This is a genomic window from Aureibacillus halotolerans (assembly GCF_004363045.1).
In the GTDB taxonomy this organism is placed as follows: domain Bacteria; phylum Bacillota; class Bacilli; order Bacillales; family DSM-28697; genus Aureibacillus; species Aureibacillus halotolerans.
The window spans coordinates 20,021-31,520 of the sequence record NZ_SNYJ01000028.1 but is presented as its reverse complement, the minus strand read 5'-3'; the positions used below and the strand labels follow the sequence as shown (position 1 = coordinate 31,520).

The following is an 11,500-nucleotide window of genomic DNA, read 5'->3' as shown; positions in this document are numbered from 1 at the left end:
TTTTCCTTTCTTCAGGGTGATTAAGGACATTATATCCGTCAATCCCCGGACAAACAACACCGTCAACATTAAGACGTTATTAAGCAGCATTAACAAGAGGGCAGAGTTCATCCATGGCACAAAGAGAGAAACCAATTCACGCAAGGAGTTGTATCGGATGATTCAGGAGCTATTATCACGGGAAAACCTCCTATCGGCATTAAAACGTGTCGAAGTCAATAAAGGTAGCCATGGAGTAGATGGCATGTCCGTAAAATTCTTACGGACACATATCCTGCAAAACTGGCACACCTTTCGACAATCGATTGAGAGCGGAACCTATAAACCGAGCCCTGTCCGAAGGGTCGAAATCCCGAAACCCAACGGGGGAGTTCGGCTATTAGGCATTCCTACCGTAACTGACCGTTTCATCCAACAAGCCATTGCCCAAGTGTTGAATCCAGTGTTTGATCCACAATTCTCTGAATACAGCTATGGTTTTCGTCCACAAAGACGTGGGCATGATGCAATTCGGAGAGCCAGACAGTACATGAAAGAAGGATATCGATGGGTGATAGACCTTGATTTGGAGAAATTTTTCGATCAAGTGAACCATGACAGATTGATGGCAAAGCTTGCGGAGAAAGTGAAAGACAAAACGATCTTAAAGCTGATTCGTAAGTTCCTTCAGTCTGGAGTAATGATTCATGGCGTAGTGACGGATTCCACTCAAGGAGCACCACAAGGCGGACCGTTAAGCCCCTTATTATCGAATATCGTTCTCGATGAATTGGATAAGGAACTGGAAAGCCGCGGCCACAGATTCGTCCGCTATGCGGACGACTGCAACATTTACGTTAAAACGCGTAAAGCCGGAGTGCGAGTGAAGACTTCAATTACAACGTTCATTGAAAAGAAACTCAAGCTGAAGGTCAACCAAGAGAAAAGTGCGGTAGACCGTCCGTGGAAACGTAAGTTCCTTGGATTCAGCTTTACATGGAATAAAGAACCCAAAGTTCGAATCGCTCCGCAAAGTCTAAAGAAGGTGAAAGCGAAAATTCGTGAGATTACCTCGCGGAAACGTCCTCTTTCTATGGAACAGCGGATTAAAGAACTCAACCGATATCTAACCGGCTGGTGTGGATACTTTGCATTAGCAGATACGCCTAGCATCTTTCAAGGACTGGATATGTGGATAAGGAGACGATTGCGAATGTGTCTCTGGAAACAATGGAAGAAAATCAAGACCAAAGTAAAAAGGCTTGTGTCTTTAGGTGTTCCTAAAGACAAAGCCTTTGAATGGGGCAATACCCGAAAGGGATATTGGCGTATCGCTTGTAGTCCGATTCTACACAGAACATTAGACATCCAATATTGGAGATCTAGAGGACTTAAGAGTCTTACGGACAGATACAAATACTTACGGAATATTTCATGAACCGCCGTATACCGAACGGTACGTACGGTGGTGTGAGAGGTCGGGGGTTAATCACCCCCTCCTACTCGATTATGATCTGCGTGCGGAGTTTTTGTTCCATCAACCATTGGATAGGTCTAAAAGATGAGTGAGGATGAAAAGAGGGGAGTGTTAGAGGACTAGGGCTGGTAAATGGCATGTGGACAGTTATTTAAACCGCAAGACCAATATATCGAACGTTTCTGTATATTGAAATTAGAAATTGTTTATATATAAGACAGAACTCATACAAGAGTCCACTTCTCTTCGGATATGCAATAATATACAATGAGCTAAGTTCTTGTCACCTGATGTGTGCGTAAAAGTTTATAACTCAACCTTTTTAAGATAAAATATGTATCGATACATATTTTCCAAAAAAGGGTGTTGTTGTATTCATGGGTATTGGGAACAACATGAAAGCATTGCGGGAGCAGAGCGGAATTACGCAACGTATGTTGGCTAATCAAATTGGTATAGATGTTACATCTCTTAGAAATGTTGAAGAAAACAATCAATCGGTTAATGTTGAACTACTGGGTGAGATCTCGAATGCATTAAGCATCTCTATGGACGAGCTCCTACACACACACGTGAAAGATGAGCTCCTCCAAGGTCTGCAAAGAGTGATGCTAGAATATTCATCTGCAAAAACCTAATTACTAGAAAACCACTCTACTGCGTATTTCGTTCGACGAGATCTCCCGGGACTATTAAAAAAAACGGCTTCATTAGAAGACTCTTTATATAAAATTGAAGGATCGGTTGGCCAGGGACGGTGGGCAGACATTCCTTGGGTTGCGATTTTAGATAATCGTATTACATCTTCAGCTACGTACGGGTACTACATCGTCTATCTTTTTGCCGGAGACGGTTCAGGAGTGTATCTTAGTCTTCATCAAGGGTGGAATTATTTTAAAGAAAAATATGGGACGAAAATTGCTCGTCAAAAAGTAAGGGTAACTGCCTGGAATGTGCGATCAAGACTATTAAACATTCCAGATGATATCTCATTAGAACAAATTGACCTAAAGTGGGAAAGTCCCCGTGCTAAAGGTTATGAACTTTGCCACATCACCGGCGCGTATTACTCTTTTTCTGACATGCCTAGCGCTGAGAGGTTAAAATCGGATCTCACTCAGATGGTAGAGGTATATAATGATGTTAGAATTCTATTGGGTCGACATTCTCCGACCAGCTTCAATGATAGCTTGTTGGCACAGAGCGATGCGATTTTTCCGGAGGATGAGCAGGATGAGGAGGCCAGCTATCAGGATACTATTTACGAGAAGCTTGATGAAGGTTCCACAGTTCCAGCAGATAAAAAAAAGAAAGCACCACCTGCAACGCTCATCTCCTCAGGCAAGACTGTGTATGGGCGGGATGCTACGATAGCTGGGAAGGCGCTACGCCAGGCCAATTTTGCCTGCGAGGTGGACCCCCATCATCACACGTTTATTTCAAAGAGCAAGCAGCGCCCCTATGTCGAAGCGCATCATCTAGTTTTGCTTTCACGGCAAGGAGAATACGATTTCGCCTTAGACCAACCTGCGAATATTGTTGCCCTTTGCCCAAATTGCCATCGTCTGCTTCATCACGGGACGCCTCAAGAACGAAACGTTTTGCTGCAAAGGTTATTTGACCAGCGGCAGCAGCGATTACATGTCATTGGTATCGACATTACCTATGATAAGCTGACAAAGATGTATGATTCCCAGCGTTCAGATGACTTAAACTTTACGGAGCTGGATCTCTAATTGCAAAAAGCAGGTGACCCCATGACCAACAACAAATTTACCGAAACACCGTTCCAAACAAGCGTCACGATTCCTCAAGCCCCTATGGCTGAAACAACAACAAGCCGGACGCTCGTTCCACCAGAGGCACCTGATGCGTTTTACTTTCGTGCTTTGGAGCAGCGCGGCATTCATTTAAATGAACCTCAGATCGAAGCGGTGCGTCATGGCGACGGGCCGCTTTTGGTGTTGGCGGGGGCCGGCTCGGGCAAGACCTCGGTGCTCGTGGGCCGTGTGGGGTATCTTTGTGCGGTGCGCCAGATTGATCCAAATGCCTTGCTTTTAGTGACCTTCTCCAAAAAAGCGGCCGATGAAATGAAACAACGCGTCGCCCAACTGCCCGGGATGGATGCCCAGCAAGCGAAGCGCATTAAAGCCCAAACGTACCACTCGTTTTTTCTTCGCGTCATTAAGCAAAACGGCATAGACAAAGACATCTTAGGGAGCGGTCGCCAAGAACAGATTGCGATGAAAAAGATCATCAAAGGACTCGGCTTTCAAGACCGATACCAGCCAGAGACGATACTTTCTTTGCTTTCGTTTTATAAATTGCAGCTGAAGAACATTCGCGAGTTAGGCGATGCTGTCGAGAAAGAAATTAAGGACATCTTCCTCGCTTACGAGGACTGGAAAGCGCAGAACAACTACATCAACTTTGATGATGTGCTGCTCATGGCGTATGAGCTCCTGAGCAAGCAACCTGACGTCCTGGCAGCGCTACAGAAGCAATGTCGCTATCTTTTGGTCGATGAGTTTCAAGACACCAATCTCGTGCAATACAAGCTGATTCAAATGATCGCACAGCCGCAGAACAACCTCATGGTGGTTGGTGACGATGACCAAACGATCTATTCGTTTAACGGGGCCGACAGTGACTTCATTTTAGCGTTTGACCGGCAATACCCAAATGCCGAAACGGTGACGCTCGATATCAATTACCGCTCGACACAGCGAATTATCGGTCTCGGGAACGCTGTGATTCATAAGAACAAACGGCGCAAAGAAAAGACGTTGAAAGCGACAAATACCAGCCCCTTAGTGCCAAGGTATCTCCGCCCGACAAATTCGGACGATGAGGCAGAACGTTTGATTGAATTAATTTCCCGTATTGTGCAGCAGAAAAAGCAGTCCTATAAAGACATTGCCGTCTTGTTTCGCTCCTCGGCAAACAGCCGGGCGATGCTGGAACAGCTAGCCTTGAGCCATATCCCATACATGGATTACGGGGACAAGGAGACGTTTTATGATCATTGGGTCGTCAAGCCTCTGCTCGCTCATTTACGGTTGAGCCTTGATCCACAAAAACTTGAGGCGATCGATGATGTGTTGCCTACTTTGTACATTCCTCGAGACAAGGGAAGGGAATTTTTGCAGAACAAAGAGCGGATACATGCGAATGATCATCCGTTCGATCACCTAAACTCATTCCCAAGCCTCAAAGGGTTCCAGCAGAAACAAGTGACGGAACGCATTGCGCTCGTCCCGACGTTACATAAAATGAAGCCCCAGCAAGCCATCCAAAAGATGAGGCAGGCGTTTTACGATGCTTATTTGCAGGCCAACCAACCGAGCAAGTTTTCCCAATACAAGGAGAATCTGTTGGATCAGCTGGATGAGCTTGAGTCGTCCGCTGCACGGTTTTTGACCGTTACAGAGTTTATTCATTTTATCGATGAATTCAAACGCAAAAGGGAGGCGATGATGGCTCGAGGGGCTGTACAGAATGATGAGGATGCGGTGTCGTTAATGACGATTCACAAGTCAAAAGGCATGGAATTTCCGATCGTGTTCTTGATCGGCGCTTCGGAAGGCACGATTCCGCATCATTCCATTTTTGACGCAAGCAAGATGAAAGACACGTACCCCTCGTTGTCACAGAAGCAAAAAGTGGAGGCAGCGCTGGAAGAGGAGCGCAGGCTCGCTTACGTCGCCATTACCCGAGCGAAATCCCATTTGGTGGTGAGTTCGCCTAAGAGTTCGCAAGGGAGAGAGACCGACATCTCCCGCTTCTTCTCAGACATCTTCCAAGACAAGGCGACACAAAATCCATCCCCACGTCCGGTTCGTGGAGGAAAGATGGAAACCGTGAATGCGTGGATCTGCACAGGCCATGATTGCATTGTCTGGCAGCGTATTTCAAACCACAAAGAGGCGCAACTCGATTCTAAACCCTGTCCAATATGTCAGTCGCCGATGGAGAAGGGGAGGAAGGACGTGTTGCAGACGTCATCGTCATGATTGTTGATTCCCCCCCTTGAGTTTATCCCACGGTGGTTATCATTAAAAACTCGGACAGCTAATTATAAGGGGGAGATCTCAGCCAGTCACCATAACATCCCAGGACACACCAAACTTATCCCTAAAATGACCAAAATAATCTCCCCATGGTTGATCTTCAATCGGATAGATGATTTTTCCGCCCTCACTTAATGCCGCAAATAACCGGTCCGCTTCTTCCCGGGATTCTGGATTAAGATTTATTGTTATATTCGGGCTCAAATCCCAGTGCATAGGTTCCTTCGTATCGCTTGCCATGATCAAACTGTCACCTAAATCAAGGCCCATATTTAAAATAAGGTTTTTTTCTTCATCCGGTAATTCTTTGTCACTCATATCTTGATAGCGCACAATGGGACCTGCCAAATCGACCTTCAACGCATCTTTATAAAACAACATCGCTTCCTCTGTTTGCCCATTAAATTTCAAATACACGTTGACCTTAACCACTGAGCATCTCTCCCTTTTTTCAGTCCTTTTTATTCTAGCATTTTAAATCTTTTATAATTTCTTCTCGTTTGCTTAAATCCCCTTCAAGGCAGTAATTTGAAGCCATCCACCATCTCAGCATCAAATATCCCTCAACCGATACCTCCAGTATAAAACCTCACGCATCTCGTTTGACATCTATTTCCAATCGTTGTACCTTTAGTGTAATGATTTTCAGAAACATCCGTTCTTGGCGTCATACATGCTATTTTGTCATGACATGAACCTCAGCATATTTGCGCTATTTATAACACATTTCTCTGGTGAGCTATTGTAAATACTCATTTGCTAAACTTGAAACAAGTACGACTGTTGCTAATTCTGTTGTAAAGGCGGGTGCATGGTTGAATAAAGAGCCACAAAAGTCCATTGAAGAGATCAAGCAAGAGCTTGGATTGGACAGAATAAAGCCGGTAGAGCTTTCGAAAGATGATCAAGTTGTTTTTGATGAAGAAGGCAATACTTTTGCAGATCTATACGAAGAGGAGTTGCGCAGGTTCTATGAATCGTGAGGAGAGACATGCAATAGAAGGAGGAAGTAAATTATGAAGATAAGAATATTTATTGCCGGGTTGGTCATTGGCGGTATTGTTACAAGTACAACGACCCTTTTTGCTGCTGACTTCATAAAGGCAACACTATACCCAGTTACTTTGGTTATAAATTCGGAGGAAAAAGAAATTCCGGAAAACCAAAGCATTTTGAACTACAACAATCACACGTATGTGCCTTTAAGGTGGGTCGCCGATCAAATGAATGCAGAAGTCGACTATCGTAAAGTGCCTAGATATGATGATACGATTATCAGCATCAAATTTCCCTGGTATGAAGGGGATGCCGATCTTTCCAAATCGATACCCGGCTATCTCATTCGACATGTGGGAGAAGAAGACTTTAATGAGTGGCTTAAAGAAACGGATCCACACTATCAGGTCTTGGAAACGTTCATGAAGGATTTTGGCATCACAGAAGAAGAAGCTGAACAAATCAAACAGGAAGATCTCAAGGATTAAGCAGTCATGATCCAGTTTTAATTACTTTCAGGACTGCCTTTTAACAACATGCAGGTATAAAAAGACAATACCCCTGCCGATATTATGGACCCAAAACGCCATAAAGATTGATAAAGTAGAACTTTTGGACATTCATATTATAAAAGTTAAGCAAGTATCAACCGAACCATTGTGGAGGTGTGCAACATCAAACTCATCGCAATTCTTCTCGGAATCATTTTACTATCCATGTTCCTTTACTTTATTGTCGACAACCTCTCATTTAAAGGCATCTTTGATGATGACGAGCCGCTTATTATGCTGCTTTCGTTAATTTCTGCAACTTTGCTGTTCAATGTAGTGATGTCTAATTTAAAGAAATAAGGTAGACGGATCCTTGATACTCGCTTTTACTGTTTAAACATTAGCCCATCCCCTTAGGTTTGGTCATGGTCATAACATACGGTTATCGAAACCTTGCTTTTGCGACCACAATCTTTCTTAAACTCGTCTAGGTTATGGAAGACCTCTACATACATGTCGCGAATATTTTCCTCAGTAGCCTCATAGTTTTTCAATTCAATGCGCCAAAGCTGCACACTGCCATCGTCATTTGGTATAAATCCTTGTGTGTAGCCTACACTATCAACGATTGGATAATCATCATAATGAGCATCTTCGTCTAAATACAACCAATAGAGCTTATGTAGATTGATAAAGAACACAGGGACCGTTAAGTTCTTAAATGCCTGTTTATATTTTTGTAAGGACGCCTCGACAAAAAACTCTTCAGTGATCATGTAGCCATCATAAGCGCCTTGGTTAGTTGCACCTAATTGATCAAGCGTCACCTTTTGAAATGTAATTCTCTCAAAATTATAGTTGGGAGCTTCACCAATAACGCCAATGTGTAAGCGGCCTCCATCGTATTCTGGCTTATTCACCTCGACGTTGACGTTGTATGAACACCCAGTGGAAGAAAGGATAAACAAAATGGCAAAGAACATATGGACTAGTTTTCTCAAATCGATCGCACCTCCCAATTCCTTCCCTTCATCATAAAATAAATGGGGATGTTCTCCAAGTGAATCAGGGCAATATCCCAAAACAATAAGCCGAATTTTTTGATGAAATGATACACATTCACTTGAAAAACATCATCTTTCACGCCAAACATTCTCATACAAACCAGTCATCGTAAGCCTAACGATCCCGTCCTTACGCACAGGCTCGTCCTCAAGAGAAAAGGCAAATGAAAAGCAGTCGCCGTCCTTATAATTCAAACCACAGTACCCCGTTGACTGGATTTTGTAAGTTTTGCCTTCATATTCAGCTGTCAGTTTAGCTGTCACGGTTGAGGTGAAGGATTCATCATTTACCGTTTTATGCTGAACACCGGAAATGAGGGTTGCGCCAGTCAATGAATAATGGCCACTGGATCGAAAGCCGATCTCATAGACGCCGACATGGTTCTTTCTAGCCAAGCAATGTAGATCCGATGATCGCCATCCCTGTAAATATCGTGACCAATGCCATGTTATCATTTAGCTCACCAAAAATATCCATTAAAAAACCGGCCTCCCAAAGGAGACCGGTCCGTTCATTTTTCGTTATTTTCCGTGCACCCTTCTAAAGCTCGCTCTTCAGACCCTTCAGTAGTGAAAAGCACATGAGCACCATAATTAGTGCGAAGGGCAGGGCGGCGATGAGAGAGGCGGTTTGCAGGACTTCCAGGCCGCCGGCGAAAAGCAATACGGCTGCGACGGCGGATTGGATGACGCCCCACGTGACTTTAATTTTGTTGGACGGGTTGAGCGTTCCGCGTTCACTGAGCATGCCTAGCACGAAGGTGGCGGTGTCGGCGACGGTGATGTAATAAATGACGACGACGGCAAAGCCTACGATGCTTAGGAAAAAGCCTAACGGAAGCTGTTCAAAAAAGGTAAAGATCGACAAGTTAATGTTATCGGCAATGTAGGTGGCTAGTTCGCCGTTTGCCCCGTTGTGTACGAGTTCAAGGGCAGAGCCGCCGAAGATCGACATCCAAAGCATGGTGCCGAGGGTCGGGACAATGAGGACGCCAAGGACAAATTCTCTGACGGTCCGTCCTCTGGATACCCGTGCGATAAACATGCCGACAAATGGCGCCCAGGCGATCCACCATGCCCAGTAAAACAGCGTCCAGGAGGCGAGCCATTCCTCGCCTCCGCCAAACGGGGTCTGCCGTAAACTCATTTGCAGATAGTCCGTTAAGTAAAGTCCGGTTGTGTTCATGAAGGTTTTAACAATCGTCAGCGTTGGGCCGACAATTAGGATTAACAACATAATCAGAAAGGATAGGGCCATCGCCGCATTCGATAAAAACTGGATGCCTTTCTCCAACCCTGTATTAATCGAGATCGTAAAGATGACGGTGGCTACCGCGATGACGATGAGCTGAACGACCAGCGTGTTCGGTGCCCCGAAAATGTGGTGCATGCCCGCTGTGACCTGCATCGCACCAAGGCCTAACGACGTCGCGATCCCAAAGACCGTGGCGAAAACCGACAGAATATCGATCGATTTACCGACGGGACCATAGATACGGTCACCGAGCACCGGATAAAAGACGGAACTGATCGCTGCCGGAAGTTTTTTGTTGTACTGGAAAAAGGCGAGGGCTAAGCCAATGACGGTATAGATCGCCCAAGGGTCCAGACCCCAATGGAAAAACGTGTATTTCATTGCCGTGTTCGCTGCTTCAGTCGTAAATCCTTCGCCAGTGGGCGGATTCGTGTAATGGGTGACGGGTTCAGCTACACTCCAGTAGACAATCCCGATCCCCATGCCGGCGCCAAACAGCATGGCGAGCCATGATGGCGTCTTAAAATCGGGCCGATCGGTTTTTTTGCCTAAGCGGATATCCCCGTATTTTGAGAAGAGAATAAACACTGAAAAGACGACAAAAAAGAGGGAGGCGACCAGATACACCCAACCAAGGTGATCAATCGTGCCACCATAGAGGAAATTCGTTACGCTAGCAAGGTTGTCCCGGAAAAAGACACCCCATAAAATAAATATGCTTGTGATGATGAGAGAAATAATAAAAACAGAACTGCCATCTTTTCGTTTACTGCCCATTTCATTTCGTTTACTGCTCATAGGAGACCTCCGATAAAAATAGATGTGGTGCGTTGCTGTGCTTTTCGTTGGAAACCTTCCCTAGTATGCAAACATTATTGAGGAAAGGAATTGGGGACATATTCCCACCTGTCTTTGTCCATAATCTCTTTCTGCGTCACCTTATACCCGCCACCAAGATAGACCCGCTGGCCTTCAATGGCGATGACCATCGTTTCGATAAACTCTTTCGTATCTTTCTTTCGGTAAATGCTTCCTACCTTTGGAAATACATCACCTTCAGGATGCTCGAAATGATGCTCATCCTCTGCTACATCTGTATCTTCCGTTCCATCGGGTTGCTTGCGGTCAATTGGCCGACTTCCTTCGGCGCGCCCAGGTGCCATGACCAAATATTCGTTATGCCTGAGCCCAAAAGATCTGCTCGTCGAAATGCCCTTTTCATCAGCTTCTTCCACGACATCAATCTCATGCAGGGAGTACGTATCAAGAGGGTCAGGCTTGGGATTATGTATTAAAATAGAATCCCCTTCGACCGCTTGTCTTTTCACGAGCGTATACGGCTTGCGGTGGAAAATAAAGCTGTCGCCTTCTTTTGGTTTGTACTTTTCCACACTTGGCGCTGTCGTTAAGACTTGTTCTAAATCCCGCAGTCTGATGGCATGAACAGATTGTTTATACATCTGTTTAACAGCATAAATTCGGTGCAACTCATTGTTGTGGTAGACAAGCTGCCCTTTCCTGATCTGAAACAGGTTCATCGGTAAAACTCCTCTCAAGTGGATGAATTAAAAATGAGTAACGCAATTGTGCGCAAGTCGTTTTTCGTTGAGTAAAACGTTTCTTGCCAAGTGGTATTGGCGAAAATTCTACAGGGAGAAAGCCCATAGAGCATGGCGCGGTGTCTATAAAGCGAGTGGTACACGTTAGCGAACCCTTGCAATGATACTACTGTGACTATTGATCATCAATAGGGTATCCAAAATGGAGGAAAAAATAATGTGCAGAGTACATAATTCCCATGCGAATCGACATCATTTGTTTCTATATAGGTATATCTCCTTTACATCCTCTGCATAAACGCACAGATCAGAATTTTACTATCGCCATTCGCTGAGAAACGTTTTTCTAAATGCCTGAATGCCCTTTGGCTCTTCACACGTCTGCGTATTTGTAGTATAGTGAAATCAAAACAGTCATACTATTTTTAATTGTAATTGTCGAAAGTGGGAACGTTCCCAGTCATTCAGTCACTGGACAGAGAGGTGCCCATTATCGATCTGTTTACGAAAGTTGAACCTGAGTTGAAGATGCCGGATGGGGCTGCTTGAGCGTACGATTTATTCGCTTTTGAAAGCGCTTTAAAATTTTGTGCAGTAGATCCCGACAAC

At 44.8% G+C, this 11,500-nt stretch carries 11 protein-coding genes and 1 pseudogene; 7 read left to right on the top strand and 5 right to left on the bottom strand.

The annotated features are described in order from the left end of the window. Positions 1 to 157: 157 nt before the first annotated feature. From ltrA to EV213_RS19705, 5 genes and pseudogenes are all read left to right on the top strand, one after another. Positions 158 to 1,417: a group II intron reverse transcriptase/maturase gene (gene ltrA, locus EV213_RS19720; protein WP_133582294.1), complete on the top strand. Its 1,260-nt coding sequence runs from the start codon at positions 158 to 160 to the stop codon at positions 1,415 to 1,417. Positions 1,418 to 1,833: 416 nt separating this feature from the next. Then, entirely contained in the window at positions 1,834 to 2,094 is a 261-nt protein-coding gene (locus tag EV213_RS19715; RefSeq protein ID WP_133582293.1) for a helix-turn-helix domain-containing protein, read from the top strand. Between the two features lie 18 nt (positions 2,095 to 2,112). Continuing rightward, positions 2,113 to 2,589: pseudogene (locus EV213_RS21165) on the top strand (MrcB family domain-containing protein); the annotation flags it as partial. After that, positions 2,578 to 3,192 (top strand): HNH endonuclease, encoded by a 615-nt coding sequence (locus EV213_RS19710; RefSeq protein ID WP_243740299.1) that lies wholly within the window; start codon positions 2,578 to 2,580, stop codon positions 3,190 to 3,192. The pseudogene EV213_RS21165 and the gene EV213_RS19710, both read left to right, overlap by 12 nt. Before the next feature lie 21 nt (positions 3,193 to 3,213). Beyond that, positions 3,214 to 5,469, top strand: a complete 2,256-nt coding sequence (locus EV213_RS19705; RefSeq protein WP_133582291.1) for a UvrD-helicase domain-containing protein — start codon at positions 3,214 to 3,216, stop codon at positions 5,467 to 5,469. 78 nt (positions 5,470 to 5,547) lie between these two features. Here the strand turns inward: EV213_RS19705 and EV213_RS19700 are convergent, their stop codons facing one another. After that, entirely contained in the window at positions 5,548 to 5,958 is a 411-nt protein-coding gene (locus EV213_RS19700) for a VOC family protein (protein WP_133582290.1), read from the bottom strand. A 383-nt stretch (positions 5,959 to 6,341) separates the two neighbouring features. Between EV213_RS19700 and EV213_RS20935 the strand changes: the two genes are divergently transcribed. Both EV213_RS20935 and EV213_RS19695 read left to right on the top strand, forming a co-directional pair. Beyond that, complete coding sequence (locus tag EV213_RS20935; RefSeq protein WP_166639429.1) at positions 6,342 to 6,509, top strand: hypothetical protein; 168 nt, start codon at positions 6,342 to 6,344, stop codon at positions 6,507 to 6,509. A 33-nt stretch (positions 6,510 to 6,542) separates the two neighbouring features. After that, complete coding sequence (locus EV213_RS19695; RefSeq protein ID WP_133582289.1) at positions 6,543 to 7,010, top strand: stalk domain-containing protein; 468 nt, start codon at positions 6,543 to 6,545, stop codon at positions 7,008 to 7,010. Positions 7,011 to 7,426: 416 nt separating this feature from the next. On the opposite strand, the gene EV213_RS19690 is transcribed toward EV213_RS19695, so the two are convergent. The 4 genes from EV213_RS19690 to EV213_RS19675 form a co-directional block, all read right to left on the bottom strand. Continuing rightward, positions 7,427 to 8,014, bottom strand: coding sequence for a hypothetical protein (locus EV213_RS19690; RefSeq protein WP_133582288.1), 588 nt, complete (start codon positions 8,012 to 8,014; stop codon positions 7,427 to 7,429). Positions 8,015 to 8,146: 132 nt separating this feature from the next. After that, positions 8,147 to 8,473: a hypothetical protein gene (locus EV213_RS19685; protein WP_133582287.1), complete on the bottom strand. Its 327-nt coding sequence runs from the start codon at positions 8,471 to 8,473 to the stop codon at positions 8,147 to 8,149. 145 nt (positions 8,474 to 8,618) lie between these two features. After that, positions 8,619 to 10,130, bottom strand: a complete 1,512-nt coding sequence (locus tag EV213_RS19680) for a glycine betaine uptake BCCT transporter (RefSeq protein ID WP_243740298.1) — start codon at positions 10,128 to 10,130, stop codon at positions 8,619 to 8,621. Between the two features lie 74 nt (positions 10,131 to 10,204). Next, positions 10,205 to 10,870: a hypothetical protein gene (locus tag EV213_RS19675; RefSeq protein ID WP_133582286.1), complete on the bottom strand. Its 666-nt coding sequence runs from the start codon at positions 10,868 to 10,870 to the stop codon at positions 10,205 to 10,207. Positions 10,871 to 11,500 lie beyond the last annotated feature (630 nt).

Excerpts from the sequence above, each read along its gene's own strand:
- ltrA (WP_133582294.1), top strand. The coding sequence starts at position 158 with ATGATTCAGGAGCTATTATCACGGGAAAACCTCCTATCGGCATTAAAA.
- EV213_RS19715 (WP_133582293.1), top strand. The coding sequence starts at position 1,834 with ATGGGTATTGGGAACAACATGAAAGCATTGCGGGAGCAGAGCGGAATT.
- EV213_RS19710 (WP_243740299.1), top strand. The coding sequence starts at position 2,578 with ATGGTAGAGGTATATAATGATGTTAGAATTCTATTGGGTCGACATTCT.
- EV213_RS19705 (WP_133582291.1), top strand. The coding sequence starts at position 3,214 with ATGACCAACAACAAATTTACCGAAACACCGTTCCAAACAAGCGTCACG.
- EV213_RS19695 (WP_133582289.1), top strand. The coding sequence starts at position 6,543 with ATGAAGATAAGAATATTTATTGCCGGGTTGGTCATTGGCGGTATTGTT.
- EV213_RS19680 (WP_243740298.1), bottom strand. The coding sequence starts at position 10,130 with ATGAGCAGTAAACGAAATGAAATGGGCAGTAAACGAAAAGATGGCAGT.
- EV213_RS19675 (WP_133582286.1), bottom strand. The coding sequence starts at position 10,870 with ATGAACCTGTTTCAGATCAGGAAAGGGCAGCTTGTCTACCACAACAAT.